The following is a 19,904-nucleotide window of genomic DNA, read 5'->3' as shown; positions in this document are numbered from 1 at the left end:
AAATTTTACCGATAGTTTTTTGCCTATCCCGCGCCCGTACGCACGCTTGGCCTAGTCATCCTTGCGTGGTGGGGAGCGAGAATCGGACAAGTCATATGCGACGTCGTCATGAATGACTTCGCCGCCCCCGGCCCAACACCATAACCACAAGCGCCATGACCGAATCTGCTGCACCGCAGGCCCCACATTCCTCACAGCCGTCCGACGTCGCGCGTCGCGAGCGGTTGCGCTCACGTCTGAAAGCGCTAGGGGGTTACGCCGCCTATGTCGCGCTCGCGCTCGCGTTGTGGGCGGCGAGCCATGGCAGTCCCGCGCTCGGGTTGTCGCCCACGGCCGCGCAAGCCGCCGTACTCGTGCTGTTCACCATCGGCGCGTGGGCGTTCGGGCTGTTCCCGGAGCCCGTGACCACGCTCACGTTCTTCCTGCTCGCCGTGCTGCTTCACGTCGCAAAGCCGGAAGTCATCTTTGCCGGATTTCACTCGGCCGCGTGGTGGCTGGTCTTCGGCGGCGCCGTCACCGGGCTTGCCGTGCGCACGACAGGGCTCGGCACACGACTCGCATCGACGGTGTTCGCGCTCAGGCGACCGACCTACCCGCGGTACGTCACATCCGTGATGATCGCCAGCGTCGGCCTCGCATTCGTCATGCCTTCCACGACCGGGCGTATCCTTTTGCTCATTCCCATCGTGCTCGCGCTGGCAGATCGCATCGGACTCACCGAGGGACGGCGCGGGCGCACCGGACTTGTGATGACGGTCGCGGCCGGCAGCTACATGCCTCCGACCACGATCCTTCCCGCCAACATTCCGAACAGCGTGCTGATGGGCGCGGCCGATTCGTTCTATGGCGTGAAGCTTCATTACGCGCCGTACCTGCTGCTGCACTTCCCGGTGCTCGGCGCGCTCAAGGCGGTGATTCTCGTCTGGGTCATCTGTCGCCTGTTTCCGGACGACGGTCCACTCGCGAGCCCGACCACCGCAACGCCACCGCCGCTCACGGCCGATGCGAGGCGCCTGGCCATCCTGCTCGCGCTGGCCCTCGCAGGCTTCGCGACCGACGCGTGGCATGGCATCTCTCCGGCATGGATTTCGGTGGCGGCGGCCATTCTCTGCCTGTTGCCGACGATTCACATCGTCTCGCCGAAGACCTTCTCGGATCAGATGCAGATCACGCCGCTCATTTACGTTGCCGGCTTTCTGGGGGTCGGTGCTGTCGTAGCGGACACGGGACTGGGAGAAAAAGTGGCGCGCCTTTGTCTGGACGCCGTAGGCATGGTGCCCGGCACGCCGGTCGTCAACGCCGCCTGGCTCATCGCCATCGGTGCGGCCATCGGGCTCGTTGCCACGCTGCCGGGACTGCCGGCGGTACTCACACCGCTCGCGGGCCAGCTCTCCAATGCGAGCGGCCTCCCGCTTTACACCGTGCTGATGCTGCAAGTGCCGGTGTTCTCGACCGTACTGCTGCCGTATCAGAGCCCGCCGATGATGATCGCCATGCACCTGGGAGGCGTCGGCATGCGCGATGGCACGCGCTTGACCGTCGTCATGACGGCCATCACGCTCGTGCTGTTGTTTCCGCTGGATTATGTGTGGTGGCGGGTGCTCGGCATGTTGCCGTGACCCGGTGAGGTGGAGACGGAGGTGGGCGAGGCGGCAGAGGCAGAGGCAGAGGCAGATGAAGACGTGCCGTGCCCGCCCATGTGCCGCGTGGGTACGCCATGTTGCACCCGACAGAACACGAGCCAGCGATCGCCGTCTTCGTCCCGCCAGACTGCGCCTTCGCGCTCGAGAATCGTCCCAAGGCGAACGCGCATCTCGCGCAGCTTCGGATCGCTCACGCCAGGCAGAATCATGCCTCGTACATAACTGAGATGTGGGACGGTGCGCAGAAGCGTGCGTACGAGTTGGCAAAAACGGCGCACGGCATGCTCGCTCGAACGCGCGCCCTCATCGAGCCGAAAATCGGTGATCGTCAGCACGTATCCTGCCGCCCGCTTTTCCAGGCGATGACATAAGGACAACTCGCCGTTCTCGACACGTTGCCCCATTTCGACATGCATGCGTTCGCAGACTTCCGTGCGCGCCGTGAAACGGTGAGTTCGGAAAAATGCCGCAACGGCGCGCTCGCAGACTGTCATGGGTTCAGCGAATCACGTCGTACATCTTCGTGACCTGTTGGCCGATCATGCCGTACATCGAGCGCGAGACGTCCCGAATGTCGGCGCTGGTGGCATCGATGCGCTGGCGCAACCGCTCGTTGGTGCGACGCGTCTCCTCCGTGAGCGACATCTCGAACTCCCCCAGTACATCGTTGTCGCGACCCGCGAGCGAATCGTCGTTGGAGACCACGTCGAACGGCGACTTCACGAACTGGCTCACGCCCTTGGTCGTCTCGCCAACGGCCGTGCCGACCACGCGCAGTTTGCCCAGCTCCCCGCCGAATCCCGCAGCGCCCGAGCCCACACCCCCGACCAGCGAGAAGCTGCCCGAGACGATGCCGCCGATTGCCGACATCAGGCCGGCGTTGTAGTGCGACCGGTTGGCGTTGTACTTTTCGGTGCGCGCCGTCACGCCGCGCTCGAAGACCATGGCGTCGTGACGGGTCCGGTACGCCTGGTCGGTATTGCGTTCGGCAACGCGCATCGCGAGGAACAACGCGATGAGCGTCTGCGCCGACTGAAGCCCGTCCATTTGTTCGGTAATGCGCGCACTTCGCGTCGCCTGTGCCCGCGTGTTTTCCCGCGATGTGCCGATTGCGTCGATTGTGTCGATCGTGCCGATTGCGGCGCGCTGCGCCAGCGCGCGGCTTGTATGGCCCATGCCCAATGTCATCGTCATATATGCTCCCAAAGTGAGTGACGCGGCTCGCGCCGCGCCGTTGGACCCGAACGGTGTTATGCCGTCAGGCGCGCGCCGCCGACGCCGCCATCCGGATACGCATCTCGCCAGTCTTCTGCACCTGCTCGCCCGCGCTGAGCGCGATGTCGTTTTGCTGCCCCACGAGCGTCTCCATGCGCTTGGCCGTGCGCTTCTTGTCGTCGCCGTTCATTTCCAGCAGCATCTGCAACCAGAGCATGTCGACGGACAGATCGCGGGCCTCGTTCTGCAACTTCGCCCGCTGCACCCCCACAATGCCCTGCCCCAGCCCATTGGCCCCCGCGAACGTGGCACGAATAGCGTGCGACAGCGACCAACTGCCGCGCGCGAGCGCGAAATAGCCCTGCGTATTCATGCGCGACGTGAACGACCGCGTCAGCCCTTTGGCCGTGACCGCCTTACCGCGCGCGACTTGTCTGGCCGCCGTTTTCGCGACCTTGTCGAAGGCCCGCGACGCCATCTTCTCGATCATCTGCTGGGTAAATTGCTCGGCCATGCGGTTAAAGCCCGCCTTGACCAAACGGCGGGCGCTTTGCGTGCCGCTCTGAAGCAACGATCGGCCCACGCGTTTGCCGACTTCGTTGCCGACCACGTAACCGATTTCGGAGACCACACGCGTCCTGATCGCGCTCACGGCGGCCTTGTCGCCAGACTTCACCGCCTGCTCCAGCGCTTCGGCCGCCCCGGCCTTGAACACCCGGCTCGCAGCTTTGGTCGTTGCCCGCTTGGCGAGAAAACCCTTCACCGACGAGCCGAAGCCAACCACCATGCCCAGCATCTGGAACGCGAGTTGGGCGTGGCCCCATTTGGCGGCCTCTTTCTCGTGATACGCGGCGTTCTTTGGATCGGCCAGCGCCATGGTCTTGTGATACGCGGCACCCATTCCCGCGATGCCCGCGCCGACGTCCGCGACGCCCCCCGCGATCATCATCGGATTCATGGTGAGCACGCCAGTGACCACTTTGACGGCGCCCACCACGACATCCACCGCCGCGATGATCCAATCGAAAATCACGCCGAAGATGCCGCCCTTGCGGGCCTTGTTGGCATCCTCCGCCTTGGCGTCCATCTGCTCGCGGTACTTCTGAATGTCCTCCTGACGCAGCTTGTCCTGCCGCTCGGCGAGCAATTCCAGCGCACGTTGCGTCGATTTCGCGGTGTCGCCGAGCGAATCCATGGCGATCATCGAGGCCATCATCGCGAGCGTTGACGGATCGACGTTTTCCAGCGCAGCGAGACTCGCGCTACCTGCCGGGTTCGACGATCGCAGGGCCTTCGCCGCCATGCCCGCGCCGACCTCGAACAGCCGATCGAGCAGACGTGAGAAGGCGCCATCCGCCTCGCGCCAGTCGGCGCCGGACGGTGCGTCCGGCACAAAGTCTTCGGTGCGAAGCCAATCCGAGCGTTGACGACGCTGGCAATCCGCACGCGCGGCCTTGCCGGATTCGGTGGTGTCGTCGTACAGGCGCGCCATCGATGCGGCATCGACGCCGCTCATGGTCGGTGAGTGGGCTTCCACCCGGGATGCAATGAGGGTCATGGTGTTTTTCTTCGTTCGGCGTTTCGATGGAGTGCGTCGCACCGCGCCCGCGCCGAGCGAGCCAGCGACGCATGCTGCGGCAGTTGTGCGCACAGGCGCAGCGTGGCGCGATACGAGCGGCCCGCGAATTCCACGTTACCGATATGCTCGTAACTGATCCCTGCGAGATACGGCGGACGCGGGTCCGATGCACAGATCACGCCCGCCTTCGCAAAACACGGCAACGCTTCACGGTGCTGGCCGAGCCGCTGATAATAAAGCCCAAGTCCGTACCAGTCCTCGAACGACCATTGGTCGAGCGTCGCCAGCAGGAAATAGACGCGCTGCGCTCCCGCAATGTGCCCCTGCGAGAATCGCTCGGACGCGTAGGCACGCACGATCTCGAGATCGGTTTCGCACAGGTCGGCCAGCATGCGAAGCGCGCCGCCACGCTCGAAGAATCGCGAAAGGATGGCCGGCTCACCTTGCGCCGCAGCGCCGGCGGTCGCGCCGCGGGTGTTCGGCACGGTCGCCGCGCTCATGTGCGCATCGACCCGTTGATCTGATTGAGCTGCGAGCCTTGCGAGCTGTAGATCGTGTTCACGAGAGTCGAAGCACCGTTGTATTCCTGAAGCTTCTTGTTGATTCTGATCTGGTCGACGGTGCGACTGTCGGACGCCTTCTCCACGAAACCCTCCGCAGCCGCCTTGAGCGAGCGAAGGTTGGCGGCCGTGTAGTCGGCCGTCGTGCGCGACGTGTAACCGCTCTCGCCGACACGCTTGTCCCGCCCCTCCCACTCCATCAGCGTCTTCTTCGTGCCGTTCTGATCGACGGCAATCTCGAGGTTGTGTTTGTCGAAGAAGCCCCGAATGCCATCGCCGACGGCGACTTTCTTCGACGTGTCGGAACCGATCTCATTGATCAGCGACTCGATCTGATTGGCGGCATCGCGCGCTTCCTGCCCTTCCTTCTGGCGGCTCTGCATCTCCTGAATCATGTTCTGGGCTTCGCCGTTGTTCATCTCCATCATCAACATGGCGTAAGCGGCGAGCGTTCCGTGGAAATCGAGCTTCTCGATGACGCCGCCAATGGAAACGTCTCGGATCAGGCCGCCTCGCAGCGGGCTATGGAACGAAACAGCGCCCGACGAGGCGCTGGCACCGGAAATTGGGGTCATGGGGTTGGGTTCCTGTCATTCATTGAACGGAGGGTGCGGCGTTGCACCGGCTGCGCCCGGGCGGTTGCGTCGCGAGTGTCAAAGACTGCTGACGAGCCGCTTCATCATTTCACCCAGGCGGGAGACGACCGCGTTGTACAGCGTGAGCGTGTTGTCGTAGCGCGTGACGAAGCGCTTGAGCTGGATCTGCTCGCTCGTACTCGATGCGCCGTCGTTCATCGCAAGCGACTGGAGTCTTGCGCCGAGCGCCTGAAGACCTGCTGCGTCGAGCGGCGCGCGCGCCGCGTGTGCGGACAGTAGTCCGTGACGAACGGCAAAGTCCCGCAACGACGATGGCAACGTCCCGGACGCGCCGCCGCCGGATGCGTCCTTCAGCAGGGTGTCCACCAACGCGCCGAAGGCGCTCGCCTCGCGAGCGATACCCATGCGGGCCTGCGCGTTCGCGAGCCACACGTCCGCTTGCTTCTGCAGCACGCTCAATTGCGCACCGGCGGCCGCAATGGTGGCGAGCATCGGATTGTCGGATGACGGGGAGACGGTCGTGTCGGCGAGGTCCGCCATGTGCCTCGGTATGCTCCCGATGGCACCCGACGCGTCGGACCTGTTGGCAGCGTGTGAAGACAAACGCAAGCTCATGATCGCCTCCCTTCAGGCGCACGTGCGACGCACACCCACCGAACGCTTGACGGGCGAACTCGTCGTGGCGTCGGCGCTGGCGAGCGGCGCGTCGGCCATCATGCGCTCGAGGCTGTGCGCGAGCGCCGCGGACATCCGGCGAATTTCCCGCTCATCCCGACGAAAGGCTTCGCTCTGTACCAGCGATTCGAGCCGCCGCAACGTGTCGTCGGCTTGCGGTGTGTCGCTCGCTTCGAGCCGTGCGATCTCTTCGAGCACCGCCCGATACTCGTGCATTTGCCGGTTCAGCTTCTCGCCGATACCGCGCATTTCGGCACAGGCGCGCTCGTATTGCGCGCGAATGTCGTCCGGCCCCGCCGACGCCGATGCGGTCTGTGCGGCCTGTTGGGGTTGTTGCGACGAATCAGACATGTCAGACATGAAAACGCCTCCGTACGTTGCGGTCAGTCATTCAAGACATGTCGCATCGTACGGAGGCGTTGCACCGCCACCTTTGCAAAGTCCGCTATCCCTTCCGGGAACCGGCCTCGCTTCAGTGATTTCCCATCGCCCGTGAGATGAGCCGCCGTGGCTTATGCGCGACCGAAACCGCCCCCTCCCGGTGTCTCGACGACGAAGACATCGCCCGGTTGCATTTGCGTGCGACCGATGTGCGCCAGCGCCTCACGCGATCCATCTACGCGTTCAACGTAGTTCACACCGAGCGCCCCCGCACCGCCGCCCTCGGCGCCGAACGGCGCGTATACACGGTTGTTCGAAAGGATGGATGCCGTCATCGGCGTCAGGAAGCGAATGCGGCGTACCGCGCCGTTTCCGCCCTGCCAGCGGCCCTCGCCGCCCGACCCCACGCGAATGCGGTGGCTTTCCAGCCGCACCGGGTAGCGCCACTCCAGCACCTCGGGATCGGTCAGACGCGAGTTCGTCATGTGCGTCTGCACGGCATCGGCGCCGTTGAACCCGTGACCCGCGCCGCTGCCACCGGAGATCGTCTCGTAGTACTGGTACGTCTCGTTGCCGAACGTGAAGTTGTTCATCGTGCCCTGACTCGACGCGACGCAGCCCAGCGCCCCATAGAGCGCGTTGGTGATCGCCGAGGACGTCTCCACATTGCCCGACACCACAGCCGCCGGGAACACCGGATTGAGCATCGATCCCTCCGGCACGATCACCGTCAACGGCTTCAGGCAGCCGGCGTTGAGCGGAATGTCGTCGTCCACGAGCGTGCGGAAGACGTACAGCACCGCCGCCATGCAGACCGCGCGCGGCGCGTTGAAGTTGTTCGGCAGCTGCGCAGACGTGCCGGTGAAATCGATCGTCGCGCTGCGCGTTGCCTTGTCGACGCTGATGTTCACTTCGATCACGGCGCCGTTGTCCAGCGGGTAGCGGTAGTGACCATCGGCCAGCGCCCCGATCACACGACGCACGGCAGACTCGGCGTTGTCCTGCACGTGCCCCATGTAGGCGAGCACGACGTCGCGACCGAACGCGCCAACCATGCGCCGCAGTTCATCCACGCCCTTCTGGTTCGCCGCCACCTGCGCGCGCAAGTCGGCCATGTTCTGGTCGATGTTGCGCGCCGGATAGCGCGCACCGCCCAGCAGCTCGCGCGTCTCGCGATCACGCAATTCCCCGGCCGCCACGAGCTGCCAGTTGTCGATGAGCACGCCCTCTTCCTCGACGTGCGTCGAATCCGGGGGCATCGAACCCGGCGTGATGCCGCCGATATCCGCGTGGTGGCCACGCGAGCCGACGTAGAACAAGGGCTCTTTCACTGTCGACATATCGGCGTCGCTCTCGCCTGCGACGAAGACGGGCGTAATCACCGTGACGTCCGGCAAGTGCGTGCCACCGTGATACGGATCGTTGAGCATGAAGACGTCGCCGTCGCGCATCTTGCCGCGATTGCGCTCGATCACCGTCTTGATGCTCTCGCCCATCGACCCCAGGTGCACCGGCATGTGCGGTGCATTGGCGATGAGGTTGCCGTCCCGGTCGAACAGTGCGCAGGAAAAGTCGAGCCGCTCCTTGATGTTCACCGAGTACGCCGTATTTTGCAGACGCAGTCCCATCTGCTCGGCAATCGACATGAACAGGTTGTTGAAGATCTCCAGGCGCACCGGATCGGCCTGCGTGCCGAGGCCTCGTTGCGTTTGCCGTGGCACCACCCGCGTGAGCACCAGGTTGCCCTGCGCCGTCATTTGCGCCTGCCAGCCCGGTTCGATCACGGTCGTGCCGCTCTTCTCCGCGACGATGGCCGGCCCGTCGATGGTGTCGCCGGCGAGCAGCGTGTCGCGCTCGAACAGCGAGGCGTCATGCCACACGCCGGCGGCGTAGAGCCTGACCCGATCCACGGCCTGCGGGACGCCCGATGTGCGAGCCGCGAGCGGCGCGATGTCGACCGGCGCGTCCGACAACCCGATGGCTTCGACCGACGCGACTTCGACGATCAGCGCCGCGCCGTCCATCAGGAACGAGTAGCGCTGGCGATAGGCGGATTCGAAGGCCGCGCGCATTTGCTCGACGGTGCCGAACGGCACGGCAATCGCCGAGTCGGTCCCCGCATAGCGCACATGCACGCGACGCACCGTCTCGATACGCGAGGGCGCCACGCCCTGCGACAACAGCATGTTGACGGCTTCGTCGGCGAGCGCGCCCAGCGCGTCTTCGAGCGCCGCGAGTCCGTCGTTCGACAACGGTGCTTCGATCATTCGCTCGCGCATCGCCGTCTGGTCGGCCAGCCCCATGCCATACGCCGACAGCACACCTGCCAACGGATGCGCGAAGACCCGGGTCATGCCGAGCGCATCGGCCACACCGCACGCGTGCTGGCCGCCCGCGCCACCGAACGTCGTCAGCACGTAGCGGCTCACGTCATGGCCACGTTGCACCGAGATTTTCTTGATCGCGTTGGCCATCGCGCCGATCGCGATTTCGAGAAACCCTTCGGCCAGGGCCTCGGGCGTCTGCCGACGCCCTGTCGCCTTCTCGATCTCGGCGGCCAGTGCGGTGAATTTCGCGACGACGACGTCGCGATCGAGCGGTTCGTCGGCGTTCGGGCCAAACACCTTCGGGAAATGCGCCGGTTGGATCTTTCCGAGCATGACGTTGCAGTCCGTCACGGCCAAGGGTCCGCCACGGCGATAGGCGGCCGGCCCCGGATTGGCACCTGCCGAGTCCGGGCCGACCCGCAGGCGCGTACCGTCGAACGACAGCACCGAGCCGCCGCCTGCCGCAACTGTATGGATGCTCATCATCGGCGCACGCATGCGCACCCCGGCGACCTGCGTCTCGAAAACGCGCTCGAACTCGCCGTTGTAGTGCGAGACGTCCGTCGACGTACCCCCCATATCGAAGCCGATCACCCGCTCGAAGCCCGCAGCGCTCGACGCCCGGACCATCCCGACAATGCCGCCCGCGGGGCCCGACAGGATCGCGTCCTTGCCCTGGAAGTTATCGGCACGCGTGAGCCCCCCGCTGCTCTGCATGAATTGCAGATTCACACCGGGCATTTCGTGGGCGACCTGCTCCACATAGCGTCGCAGGATGGGTGAGAGGTAGGCGTCCACCACCGTCGTGTCGCCACGCGAGACCAGCTTCATGAGCGGCGAGACCTGGTGCGACACGGAAATCTGCGTAAAGCCGATCTCGGCGGCGATCCCGGCGAGCACCTTCTCATGCTGTTGGTAGCGATAGCCGTGCATCAGCACGATGGCCAGCGCACGAATCCCCCTGGCGTACACCGCTTCGAGCGCCGCGCGTGCGGCGTCGACATCCAGCTCGCGCACCACTTCGCCATGTGCGCCCATGCGCTCGTCGACTTCCACCACCTCGGCATACAACGCCTCCGGCAACGCGATGTCGAGATCGAACAGGCGCGGGCGATTCTGATACGCGATACGCAGCGCATCGCGAAAACCCTGCGTGGTGACGAGCGCGAGCGGTTCCCCCTTGCGTTCGAGCAACGCATTGGTCGCCACGGTCGTGCCCATTTTCACCATATCGACTTGATCGGGCGTGATCGGCTCCCCGGCGGCCAGTCCCAGCAGATGGCGGATGCCGGCGACCGCGGCGTCGCGATACTGCTCGGGGTTCTCCGAGAGCAGCTTGTGCGTGACGAGCGAGCCGTCCGGGCGACGCGCCACGATATCGGTAAAGGTGCCGCCACGGTCGATCCAGAACTGCCAGCGCGAAGCGGTCTGATGCGCAGGCGCGCGGTTTTGGGCGGAAGGCGTGAGAGCGTTCGTCATGGTGTCACTCGCAAAGCAATGGTCAAACGAGAATCAAGAATGGGACGATGCATGATGCATCGGCTTGTCACATCGGCTTGTCACATCGGCTTATCGCATCAATTCGTTGTCCAAACCGATGGACGCACGAATCCCGGCGCAGGCCTCACCGAAGACGCTCGGATCGGTCCGCACACTGGTGGTTTGGCTAACGGGAGTCGTACGAAACGAAGTCGTCGGGCGCGGCAGCGACGGCTGCCGCGGTGTTTCGCGGGCGCCCGTTCCTGCGTGTCCTGCCTGTCGCAGTCCGGGCGCCCTTCGCTGGCAAGGCGTCAGGCGGTGCGCGTCTCGAGCGATTCGAGTTCCCGGCCACGCGTCTCGGGCAACGTGAGCGCCGCGAGAATCAGCACCCCGTACGCCACGCCGGCGAAGATACCGATGGTCGTGCCCAGACCGTATTGCTTCGAGAGCATGCCGATCAGGAACGGGAACAGGGCTCCGATGGCACGGCCGACGTTGTAGCAAAAGCCCTGGCCAGAGCCGCGAACACGCGTGGGGAACAGTTCGGTCAGGAATGCGCCCATGCCGCTGAAGATGCCCGAGGCGAAGAACCCGAGCGGGAAGCCAAGCCAGAACATGGCGCTGTCGGTCAGGGGCAGCGACGTGTAAGAGAAGGCGATCACCATCGAGCCCACGGCGAACAGAATGAAGTTCGGCTTGCGACCGAGGCGATCCGTCAGATACGAGCTGGCCAGATAGCCGACCCACGACCCGAAGATGATCATCGCGAGATATCCGCCGGTGCCCATGACGGTCAGGTGACGCTCGGTTTTCAGGTACGTGGGCAGCCACGTCGTGATCGCGTAGTAGCCGCCTTGAGCGCCCGTTGTCAGCAGCGCAGCGCGAATCGTCGTCGAGAGCAGTGCCGGACTGAAGATGGCGGCCAGACCCGGCGCGTCTTCGGACTTCGCCTGCTTGGCCTTCTCCTTCTGGTACACCTCCGGCTCTTGCACGTACCGACGGATGAACAGCACCAGCAGCGCAGGCAGCAAGCCGATGAGGAAGAGTGCGCGCCACGCCATGTCGCCCGGCAGCAGGGAGAACAGCACCGAGTAGAGAATCGCCGTCAGCCCCCAGCCGATGGCCCAGCCGGACTGCACGAGACCGACCGCCTTGCCGCGATCGCGGGCGCGGATCACTTCACCGATGAGCACGGCGCCGGCCGTCCATTCGCCGCCGAAGCCGAAGCCCATGAGGGCGCGTGCCGCGAGCAGCTGATGATAGTTTTGCGCGAGACCGCACAGCCCCGTGAACAGGGCGAACCACAGCACGGTGAGTTGCAGCGTGCGCACACGGCCGATGCGGTCCGACAGAATGCCGGCGACCCAACCGCCGAGCGCCGAAGCGAGCAGCGTGAGCGTACCGATGAAGCCCGCGTCGGCGAGGCTGATGCCCCACGTGGCGATCAGCGTCGGAATGACGAAGCTCAGCATCTGGGTGTCCATGCCGTCGAGCATGTAACCGACCTTGCAGCTCCAGAACGCGCGCTTTTCGCGCGGGGTGGCCTCGCCGTACCAGCCGAACAGGCTACCGCCGGCCTCGTCGGAGGCGGAGGAGTTCGTCGCTGCGGGGGCCGCGAGTGGGGTTTTGCTTTCCATGAGAAAAAGGCTCCGGTGATGTCCTGTCTTGCCGTGTGGTGCACTGGGACCGCGCGCTCCCAACAGGCGTGAGAGGTCACCGGCGGGCGATAGAACACCCGCCGCAGCCGTCAATGGCGCGGTTTCTTTTCTGACTGCGTGATACGAGTTGATGCGAGGTGATGCGGGTGCTGCAGGGTTGGCGCGCTGCGCAGACGAATGTCCTGAAGCGAAGGCAGCGCGTCGAATATGTCGTGTCAATGCACGCCGTGCCGGGCTCAGAAGACGGCCAACGTAGCGTTCGGAATGTCGGTCATCAGCATGTAGCCGGGGCGATGCCCGATGGCCAGCGGCAACCTGGCGCCCATGAGCGCCGTTTGCGGCGTTACGCCACAGGCCCAGTACACGGGCAACTCGCCGTCGCGAATCGTCACGGCGTCGCCGAAGTCCGGCTTCGACAGGTCGGCAATGCCCAACTCAGCGGGGTCGCCGATATGAATCGGTGCGCCATGCACGCCCGGAAAACGCGACGTGATCTGCACTGCCCGAATCGCGTCGGCCCCCTTCATGGGACGCATCGACACGACCAGTTCGCCACCGAACTTGCCGGCACGCTGATTCGCGATATTCGTGCGGTACATCGGCACATTGCAGCCCTCTTCCACGTGGCGCAACCCGATACCGGCCTTGGCGAGCATATCTTCGAACGAGAACGAGCAGCCGATCGCGAACACCACGAAGTCGCTTTGCCAGAACTCGGCAAGGTTGTCGACCTGCGCCGCGAGCTTGCCGTCGCGATAGACGTTGTAGCCCGGCACGTCGGTGCGGATGTCCACCTCGCGGCCCAGCGAAGGCACATGCCATTGACCCGGTTCGCCAACACCCAGCAGCGGGCAGGCCTTCGGGTTGCTTTGACAGAACCGCAGGAAATCATGGGCATGGGCCACAGGCAGAATCGCCAGATTGGCCTGCGCGAAGTCGCCGCAGTAGCCGGCGGTCGGTCCCCGGAACTGCGCCGAGCGCACCGCCTGACGGAATTCGTAAGGCGTGATGGTCTCGCGTTGCGAAGTGAAATCGTGCGGGGTGGCTCGATGGTTCATGGCAGATCCGGCGTTTGGGTGGGATGCCATGTCGGCATCGGATAGCCAGAAGAATAGGAAGAAAAAAAAGTTATCGCTAACGAGTTTTTGTTCGCACCGCCGTATAGAATTTCTTAACGACTTCACGGGTTTTCCCGGGGTTCGTTGCATTAATTTTCACTGACCCGTTCGTACCTCGTACACGGTAAGTTAGCGAATTTGGGCAGTCTCCCGCTGCCAAGCCGGCCACCCCGCCTTCATGAATACGCGCTTTCTCGAAACCTTCGTCACACTGGCCATGCTGCGCAACTTCCGTGCGACGGCCGCCGCATTGCACGCCACGCCGGCCGCGATTTCGCAACGACTCAAGGTGCTCGAAGAGGAGTTGAAGACCGAACTCGTGGATCGCGAAAGCCGGGAGTTTCGCCTCACGCCGAACGGCGAGTACTTGCTGGGTTATGCGAAAGCGGTGGTGGAAGCGGCACGACGTCTTCAAGCGGCGGCCGATGGCGAGAGCACCATGCGGGGTCGCTTGCGGCTCGGTGTCATCGAGACGGTGGTGCACAGCTGGCTGCCGAACTACCTGCGCCGCCTCGCTGCCGACTACCCCACGCTCGAAGTCGAGTTGACGGTCGACGTCTCGGTGCAATTGCAGCGACGTCTCATGGCTGACGAACTCGATCTCATCATTCGCGTGGAAGGCAGCGACGACAGCAGCGTCGTGTGCAACGCACTGGCCAACTACCCCGTGCATTGGATTGCGCGCAAAGGCATGTTTCCGAACACGCGCAGCGGACTCGCCAAGCAAGTGCTTCAGCATCCGATACTGACCTATGGTCGCGGCACCGCGCCGCACCGCGCGCTGGAAGATATCGTGGCGAAGCTCGCGGGCGTGCACGGCGTGCCGCTGTCGGAAACGCGCGTGACCGGTTCGCCGTCGATTGCCGTGATCGTGCAGTTGGTGCGCGATGGTTTCGGTGTGGCGGCGATTCCGCGCCTGTTCGTCGACACCTTGATCGCCAACGGCGAAGTCGTGGAACTGCCCTTGCAACCAGCGCCGCCGTCCATCGTCGTATCGATGTCGCGGCGCGCCGATGCGCCGCTCTTCGTTCACGGCGCCGCGACCGCCGCACGTCTGGCGTGCACCGAGTACTGCCAGAAGAGCGATCGCCGCCTCGTGGAACTGTTGTAACGTCCGCAGCGCACTTACCGGAAGTGCGCAAGCCGTGTGACGAACGTGAAATCGGCTTCCGACGCCATCAACGACATCAGCACGAGCAGCGCGAGCGGCGGGACCAGAATGGCGTAGACGAGCGCAAGCCGCTCCCAGCGCATGTGCATGAAAATCGCCACGATCAGCCCGGCTTTCGCGACCATCAGCACAAGAATCAATCCCCATCGCAGGTAGCCTTGCAGATTCGCGTAGTCGACGAGATAGGAAAACGTCGAGAGCACGAACAATAGCCCCCAGACCTTCAGATAGAGACCCACCGAGTGTTGCTGTCCTGTGTGTTCGGCACGCGTCGGCACGGCAGGAGAATCAAGGGAATCGGCCGGACGTGCGCCCATCGGGGTCGTGGAAGGTTCCATTTCCATGAAGCCTCCTTACCAGAGATAGAACAAGGCAAAGATGAACACCCACACGAGGTCCACGAAGTGCCAGTACAGGCCCGCGATCTCGACGCGTTCGTATTTGTCGTGCCGCTCCAGCGTGCCGTTGAGCACCTGACGCATGACCGTCAGCAGATAGATCACGCCTGCGCTCACGTGCAGCCCGTGAAACCCCGTGATCATGAAAAAGCACGCACCGAACTGCGCCGCGCCCATGGCGTTGCTCCACGGGCGAATGCCTTCGTGCACGATCAGATTCGTCCATTCGAACGCCTGCATGCCGACGAACGCGATACCGAAGTAGGCCGTCGCGAGAATGCAGGCGGCGGTCTTGTCGCGATCGCGCCGATACGCATAGTTCACCGCCATTGCCATGGTGCCGCTGCTCGTGATGAGCACGAACGTCATGATGGCGATGAGCAACAGCGGCACCGGATGACCGTTCACACTGAGCGCGAAGATCTCCGCCGGGTTCGGCCAGGTCGCCGTCGTCGACATGCGCACGGTCATGTAGCCGATCAGGAAGCTGCTGAACACGAAGGTGTCCGAGAGCAGGAAGATCCACATCATCGCCTTGCCCCACGGCACGCGAAAGGTGGCGCGATCTCCGGCCCAGTCGGTCACGACTCCGCGCCATCCGGAGGGCGGGTCGGTAGCCGTGGGGACACCGGTTGTGGGAACAGCGGCTGACGGTGACGTATTCACGATGCGACTCCTCGCTTGCCGACGCGGCGCTCAGGGACCGACACCGGTGCCGCACAGGCGTTGTGCGATCTCCGGCGTGAGATTGACGATGGCCGCGAACAACACGATCCACAGAGCGAACAGAAAGTGCCAGTACTGCGCCGTGAGCGAGAGGCGTCTCGCGCGCGTCGCATGCGTCATGCGATGCGGTGCGAGTAACGCCCACGCCACCAGACCGCCGAGCAAATGCAACGCGTGCAATCCGGTCAGCAGAAAGAAGAAACTGTTCGCAGGATTGCCGCTCACGCCGTAATGCTGCACGTGCAGATCGCGCCACACCCAGAGTTGTCCGGCCACGAACGCCAGCGCAAAGGCCCCCGCGAGGCGCCACTCGCGGCGCGAGCGCCGCAGCTCGCCACGTCTGGCCTGCGACGCCGAAGACTGCATCACGATGCACGCCGCCGCCAGGAGTCCGGTGTTGAACCACAACGCATCGACCGGCGGCAACGCGCGCCAGTCGCCGAGGCTCATGCGCATCACATATGCCACGAGCATGAGGCCGAAAAGCATGCCGATGACCCCCATGAGCCACCACAGCGCGATCTGTGACGCCTCGCGCCGACGCGGCTGCGCGACGGGCGTGCCGCCGGGGGGCATCGGTGGCCAGGTCGGAACAGGTCTCATGATGTCGCTCCCGGTGTGGGTCCGGGTGTGGAGCCGGGTGTGGGTCCTCCGGGTGCCCCGGAAGACGGCGAGTTGGGTGGCCCATGGGGCGCGGTTCCGGGCGATCCCGGTGGCGCGACGCGCCCATGCAGCGCTGCTGAATCGCCGTTGACGAGCGTGGCGGGGCGACGCGGGTCCGGCGCGAGGTTCTGCGGCACGACGTCGTCGACATCGCCCGGCACGCTGTACTCATATGGCCAGCGATACGCAGTGGGCAACACCGGCCCCCAATTGCCGTGGACGGGGGGTACGTTGGGCGTTTGCCATTCGAGCGACGCCGCCCGCCATGGATTCGCGCCAGCCGGTCTGCCGTGGCGCACGCTCCACGCGAGGTTGAACAGGAACAGCAACTGCCCCAGCGCCACGATGAATGCCGCGACCGAGATGTAGGCGTTCATCGCGTGCGCGGAGTCCGGAATGAAGCTGTAGTTCTGGAACTCGTAGTAGCGCCGTGGCATACCGAGTACGCCGAGATAATGCATCGGAAAGAAGATGGCGTAGGTGCCGAGAAACGTGATCCAGAAATGCCACTGCCCCAGCCGGTCGTTCAGACGTCTGCCGGTCACCAGCGGATACCAGTGATAAATGCCGCCGAAGATCGTGAGCAGGGGCGCCACGCCCATCACCATGTGGAAGTGCGCCACGACGAAGTACGTGTTCGACAACGGCATGTCCACGCTCACGTTGCCAAGGAACAGCCCGGTGAGTCCGCCGATGACGAAGGTGCTGATGAAGCCGATGGCGAAGAGCATCGGCACCGTCAGATGAATGTCGCCTCGCCACAGCGTGAGCACCCAGTTGTAGACCTTGATGGCCGTGGGAATGGCGATGATGAGCGTGGTCGTCGCGAAGAGAAATCCGAAGTAGGGATTCATGCCGCTGATGAACATGTGGTGCGCCCAGACCACGAACGACAGCGCGCCGATGGCGAGAATCGCCCAGACCATCATGCGGTAGCCGAAGATGTTCTTGCGTGCGTGCACGCTGATGAGATCGGACACGATCCCGAACGCGGGCAGCGCCACGATGTACACCTCCGGGTGACCGAAGAACCAGAACAGATGCTGGAAGAGCAGCGGGCTGCCGCCGCGATAGTCGAGCGGCTGCCCCATCGAGACGAGCGCGGGCATGAAGAAGCTGGTGTGCAGCGTCTTGTCGAGCAGCATCATCACGCCGGAGACGAACAGCGCCGGAAATGCGAGCAGCGCCAGCACCGTCGCCATCACGATGCCCCACACGGTCAGCGGCATGCGCAGCAGCGTCATGCCCTCGGTGCGTGCCTGCAGGACCGTGGTGACGTAGTTCAGACCGCCCATCGTCGCCGCCACGATAAAGATCAGCAACGAGACGAGCATCAGCACGATGCCCCATTCGGTGCCCGGCGTGCCTGGCAGGATGGCCTGCGGCGGGTAGAGGGTCCAGCCCGCGCCCGTCGGCCCGCCGGGCACGAAGAAGCTCGCCATGAGCACGATGACGGCGAGCAGGTACACCCAGTAGCTGAGCATGTTCAGGAACGGGAAGACCATGTCGCGCGCGCCGACCATCAGCGGGATCAGGTAGTTGCCGAAGCCGCCAAGAAACAGTGCGGTGAGCAGGTAGATCACCATGATCATGCCGTGCATGGTGACGTACTGGTAATAATGGTTGGCGTCGATGAAGGAGAACTTGCCGGGAAAACCGAGCTGCATGCGCATCAGGTTCGAGAGCACCAGACCGACCAACCCCACCGCGATGGCGGTGCAGGTGTATTGCACCGCGATCACCTTGTGATCCTGGCTCCAGACGTACTTCGTCCAGAAGCTTTGCGGGCCATGGCCCCCATAAGCGCCATTTGGACCGTGCGGACCGTGCGGACCGTGCGGACCATCAGGGCCTGCAGGACCATCGGGACCATGTCCGCCCGCCGGGGCGGAACTGTCGCTTCCGGCATTGCCTGTCATGACGTGTCTCCCTTGGTGTCTGCCCCGCCTGCGCTGTATGGTCCGATCGGCGCCGGACGCACACAGCTTGCGACGCGGGGCTATGGCGTGGGCCGAATCATCGGCACGCTCGGCTGCGCCGGCCCCGGCGCCTGAGGGCCGGGGGATGGCCCGGGCGGTATCGCGAGCGGAGGCGCGGTCGTCCGGGGGTCATTCTGCAGTGGCAATCCGGCGGTACCGCCGGATCTGCGCGAAGGTTGGGACGGTGGCTGAATTCCCTGATTCATCGGCGCCGACGGCGTGAGCGGCGCGTACTGTGCGGGCGGGCGCGGTGTCTGGAGCGAGTTTTGCGCGAGCAGGACGTCGCTCGCCCGGGTCTGCGGTGTGAGCTGAGGCGCAGCCGATGCCACTGACGGCGCGGAGGCAGCCACGAGCGCGAGCGCGGCACTCGCGGCGGCGTGTTGGAGGGTACGGGTCATATGGGCCGAGTGAGAGGTTTCGGTTTCGGGGGGAAAACGTTGGGCTGACGGTGCAGCATGCGCCGATGGCGCCGACGGTAGGGCTCGTGCCGATGCTGCGGGTGGGGTGGAGGGTGGCGGAACGGCGGGTTTGCCGCCCAGCGTCCGGATGTAGGCGATCAGCGCCTTCAGTTCGTCGTCGCTGAGTTCCACGACGGGCATGATCGGCGCAAAGCCTTTGGGCACGCGTGCGGTCGGATTGCGGATGAACGAGGCAAGGTAGGCATCGTCGACATGCGCGGAGCTGCCGTCCTGGAAGGTTTCCGTCTTACCGTAAAGGCCGTGCCAGGTGGGTCCGACGCCGGGCGAGCCATCCACTGTGTGGCATCCGGCGCACCCCTTGACCTGTGCGAGCAGTTTGCCCTTGGCCGCGAGCGGGTCTGAGGCGGCCGCGCCGGCGTGCTGCGCCTGCAAGGCGGCGAAGGTCGGCAGCTTCGCGACCCATGCGTCATAGGCCGGTTTGTCGTCGACGACCACGACGCCGCGCATGTTGGCGTGTCCCACGCCGCAGAGCTGCGCGCACAGAATGTCGAAGCGGCCGGTGCGGGTGGGCGTGAGCCACATTTGGGTCACCATCCCCGGCACCATGTTCATACGGGTACGAAATGGCGGGACGTAGAAATCGTGCAGCACGTCTTTCGCGCGCAGCAGCAATTTGACGGGTTGACCGACGAGAAGATGCAACTCGGGGGCGTCGACGATCCGGTTGTCCTGATTCGCGGGATCCTTGGGATTCAGGCCAAGCGGGTTGTCGGCGCTGACATAGCGCGGATCGGAGGTGCCCAGGCGCCCGTCGGGTCCGGGCAGGCGAAAGCGCCATTGCCACTGCTGGCCGACGACTTCCACGACATGCGCGTTGTCCGGCGGATCGATCAGTTTGGCGTAGACGAAAAGTCCGGGGGCGAGCATGGCGGCGATGCCGACTGTGGTGACGCCGATCAGCCAGGCTTCGAGGCGTCGGTTATGAGGCTCGTAGGCCGCCCGGTGCCCCTCGCGATGCCGGTAACGAAAAATCGCCCACGCGACGAAAAGATTGACGACAACGAAAGCCACGCCGGTGATCACCAGCGTAATGGTGAGGGTGTCGTCCATCTGACGCCAGTTCGACGCCAGCGGGGTCAGCCACCACGGACTCCAGAAATGAAACGCGAGCGCAGCGGCGACAACGACGATCAGGAGGATCGGGAGGGCCATTTCCGATGACGTGACTCGGCTCGGGAGCCGGCTTCCAGCGCCGAGGGCGCTTTATCAAGCCTAGTCGCTGCCGGAATAGAGTCAAGGCGCTCGCCTCGCGCCCGG

Annotated in this window: 16 protein-coding genes and 1 pseudogene; 2 read left to right on the top strand and 15 right to left on the bottom strand. The window is 64.5% G+C overall.

Annotated elements, in window-relative coordinates; genetic code table 11:
* Positions 1–155 precede the first annotated feature (155 nt).
* Positions 156–1,619 carry an SLC13 family permease gene (locus tag PCA31118_RS18395; RefSeq protein ID WP_150626539.1) on the top strand — a complete coding sequence of 488 codons (1,464 nt, stop codon included), beginning with the start codon at positions 156–158 and terminating at the stop codon, positions 1,617–1,619.
* Here the strand turns inward: PCA31118_RS18395 and PCA31118_RS18390 are convergent.
* The 10 genes from PCA31118_RS18390 to PCA31118_RS18345 all read right to left on the bottom strand — a co-directional run bounded on the left by PCA31118_RS18390 (position 1,583) and on the right by PCA31118_RS18345 (position 13,171).
* Positions 1,583–2,137: a hypothetical protein gene (locus tag PCA31118_RS18390; protein ID WP_150626538.1), complete on the bottom strand. Its 555-nt coding sequence runs from the start codon at positions 2,135–2,137 to the stop codon at positions 1,583–1,585. The genes PCA31118_RS18395 and PCA31118_RS18390 overlap by 37 nt on opposite strands.
* 4 nt (positions 2,138–2,141) lie before the next feature.
* Positions 2,142–2,837 carry a hypothetical protein gene (locus PCA31118_RS18385; protein ID WP_150626537.1) on the bottom strand — a complete coding sequence of 232 codons (696 nt, stop codon included), beginning with the start codon at positions 2,835–2,837 and terminating at the stop codon, positions 2,142–2,144.
* Positions 2,838–2,901: 64 nt separating this feature from the next.
* On the bottom strand, positions 2,902–4,416 hold the full coding sequence (gene sctE / locus PCA31118_RS18380; RefSeq protein ID WP_150626536.1) for a type III secretion system translocon subunit SseC family protein: 1,515 nt from the start codon (positions 4,414–4,416) through the stop codon (positions 2,902–2,904).
* Positions 4,413–4,937 carry a CesD/SycD/LcrH family type III secretion system chaperone gene (locus tag PCA31118_RS18375; protein WP_246190303.1) on the bottom strand — a complete coding sequence of 175 codons (525 nt, stop codon included), beginning with the start codon at positions 4,935–4,937 and terminating at the stop codon, positions 4,413–4,415. The genes sctE and PCA31118_RS18375 overlap by 4 nt, the downstream gene beginning before the upstream one ends.
* Entirely contained in the window at positions 4,934–5,572 is a 639-nt protein-coding gene (locus PCA31118_RS18370; RefSeq protein ID WP_150626535.1) for a hypothetical protein, read from the bottom strand. Before PCA31118_RS18370 ends, PCA31118_RS18375 begins: the two co-directional genes overlap by 4 nt.
* A gap of 78 nt (positions 5,573–5,650) precedes the next feature.
* Positions 5,651–6,133, bottom strand: a complete 483-nt coding sequence (locus PCA31118_RS18365) for a hypothetical protein (protein ID WP_150626534.1) — start codon at positions 6,131–6,133, stop codon at positions 5,651–5,653.
* An 87-nt stretch (positions 6,134–6,220) separates the two neighbouring features.
* Complete coding sequence (locus PCA31118_RS18360; protein ID WP_150626533.1) at positions 6,221–6,628, bottom strand: hypothetical protein; 408 nt, start codon at positions 6,626–6,628, stop codon at positions 6,221–6,223.
* Between the two features lie 152 nt (positions 6,629–6,780).
* A complete protein-coding gene (locus PCA31118_RS18355) occupies positions 6,781–10,455 on the bottom strand; it encodes a hydantoinase B/oxoprolinase family protein (protein ID WP_150626532.1) in 3,675 nt (1,224 codons plus the stop codon).
* A 311-nt stretch (positions 10,456–10,766) separates the two neighbouring features.
* Positions 10,767–12,092 (bottom strand): MFS transporter, encoded by a 1,326-nt coding sequence (locus PCA31118_RS18350; RefSeq protein ID WP_150626531.1) that lies wholly within the window; start codon positions 12,090–12,092, stop codon positions 10,767–10,769.
* A 257-nt stretch (positions 12,093–12,349) separates the two neighbouring features.
* On the bottom strand, positions 12,350–13,171 hold the full coding sequence (locus tag PCA31118_RS18345) for a putative hydro-lyase (protein ID WP_281356273.1): 822 nt from the start codon (positions 13,169–13,171) through the stop codon (positions 12,350–12,352).
* Positions 13,172–13,409: 238 nt separating this feature from the next.
* Between PCA31118_RS18345 and PCA31118_RS18340 the strand changes: the two genes are divergently transcribed.
* Positions 13,410–14,342: a LysR family transcriptional regulator gene (locus PCA31118_RS18340; RefSeq protein ID WP_150626530.1), complete on the top strand. Its 933-nt coding sequence runs from the start codon at positions 13,410–13,412 to the stop codon at positions 14,340–14,342.
* A gap of 14 nt (positions 14,343–14,356) precedes the next feature.
* On the opposite strand, the gene PCA31118_RS18335 is transcribed toward PCA31118_RS18340, so the two are convergent.
* The 5 genes and pseudogenes from PCA31118_RS18335 to PCA31118_RS18315 form a co-directional block, all read right to left on the bottom strand.
* Positions 14,357–14,719 carry a cytochrome C oxidase subunit IV family protein gene (locus tag PCA31118_RS18335; protein WP_150626587.1) on the bottom strand — a complete coding sequence of 121 codons (363 nt, stop codon included), beginning with the start codon at positions 14,717–14,719 and terminating at the stop codon, positions 14,357–14,359.
* A gap of 36 nt (positions 14,720–14,755) precedes the next feature.
* Complete coding sequence (locus PCA31118_RS18330) at positions 14,756–15,466, bottom strand: heme-copper oxidase subunit III family protein (RefSeq protein WP_150626529.1); 711 nt, start codon at positions 15,464–15,466, stop codon at positions 14,756–14,758.
* A 30-nt stretch (positions 15,467–15,496) separates the two neighbouring features.
* Positions 15,497–16,129, bottom strand: a complete 633-nt coding sequence (locus PCA31118_RS18325; RefSeq protein WP_150626528.1) for a cytochrome c oxidase subunit 3 — start codon at positions 16,127–16,129, stop codon at positions 15,497–15,499.
* A complete protein-coding gene (gene ctaD / locus PCA31118_RS18320) occupies positions 16,126–18,108 on the bottom strand; it encodes a cytochrome c oxidase subunit I (RefSeq protein ID WP_425495376.1) in 1,983 nt (660 codons plus the stop codon). The genes PCA31118_RS18325 and ctaD overlap by 4 nt, the downstream gene beginning before the upstream one ends.
* 581 nt (positions 18,109–18,689) lie before the next feature.
* Positions 18,690–19,799, bottom strand: a pseudogene (locus PCA31118_RS18315) (cytochrome c oxidase subunit II); the annotation flags it as partial.
* Positions 19,800–19,904 lie beyond the last annotated feature (105 nt).

This window comes from Pandoraea captiosa (genome assembly GCF_902459775.1).
Taxonomy (GTDB): domain Bacteria; phylum Pseudomonadota; class Gammaproteobacteria; order Burkholderiales; family Burkholderiaceae; genus Pandoraea; species Pandoraea captiosa.
The sequence above is the reverse complement of the archived record's forward strand: the minus strand, read 5'-3'. Positions and strand labels throughout refer to the sequence as shown.

What these genes read in the sequence shown, in the direction of transcription:
- PCA31118_RS18340 (WP_150626530.1), top strand. Translation starts at nt 13,410, where the DNA reads ATGAATACGCGCTTTCTCGAAACCTTCGTCACACTGGCCATGCTGCGC.
- PCA31118_RS18390 (WP_150626538.1), bottom strand. Translation starts at nt 2,137, where the DNA reads ATGACAGTCTGCGAGCGCGCCGTTGCGGCATTTTTCCGAACTCACCGT.
- ctaD (WP_425495376.1), bottom strand. Translation starts at nt 18,108, where the DNA reads ATGACAGGCAATGCCGGAAGCGACAGTTCCGCCCCGGCGGGCGGACAT.
- PCA31118_RS18350 (WP_150626531.1), bottom strand. Translation starts at nt 12,092, where the DNA reads ATGGAAAGCAAAACCCCACTCGCGGCCCCCGCAGCGACGAACTCCTCC.
- PCA31118_RS18360 (WP_150626533.1), bottom strand. Translation starts at nt 6,628, where the DNA reads ATGTCTGACATGTCTGATTCGTCGCAACAACCCCAACAGGCCGCACAG.
- PCA31118_RS18365 (WP_150626534.1), bottom strand. Translation starts at nt 6,133, where the DNA reads ATGGCGGACCTCGCCGACACGACCGTCTCCCCGTCATCCGACAATCCG.
- PCA31118_RS18375 (WP_246190303.1), bottom strand. Translation starts at nt 4,937, where the DNA reads ATGAGCGCGGCGACCGTGCCGAACACCCGCGGCGCGACCGCCGGCGCT.
- PCA31118_RS18370 (WP_150626535.1), bottom strand. Translation starts at nt 5,572, where the DNA reads ATGACCCCAATTTCCGGTGCCAGCGCCTCGTCGGGCGCTGTTTCGTTC.
- PCA31118_RS18355 (WP_150626532.1), bottom strand. Translation starts at nt 10,455, where the DNA reads ATGACGAACGCTCTCACGCCTTCCGCCCAAAACCGCGCGCCTGCGCAT.
- PCA31118_RS18335 (WP_150626587.1), bottom strand. Translation starts at nt 14,719, where the DNA reads ATGGGCGCACGTCCGGCCGATTCCCTTGATTCTCCTGCCGTGCCGACG.
- PCA31118_RS18395 (WP_150626539.1), top strand. Translation starts at nt 156, where the DNA reads ATGACCGAATCTGCTGCACCGCAGGCCCCACATTCCTCACAGCCGTCC.
- PCA31118_RS18325 (WP_150626528.1), bottom strand. Translation starts at nt 16,129, where the DNA reads ATGAGACCTGTTCCGACCTGGCCACCGATGCCCCCCGGCGGCACGCCC.
- PCA31118_RS18385 (WP_150626537.1), bottom strand. Translation starts at nt 2,837, where the DNA reads ATGACGATGACATTGGGCATGGGCCATACAAGCCGCGCGCTGGCGCAG.
- PCA31118_RS18345 (WP_281356273.1), bottom strand. Translation starts at nt 13,171, where the DNA reads ATGAACCATCGAGCCACCCCGCACGATTTCACTTCGCAACGCGAGACC.
- sctE (WP_150626536.1), bottom strand. Translation starts at nt 4,416, where the DNA reads ATGACCCTCATTGCATCCCGGGTGGAAGCCCACTCACCGACCATGAGC.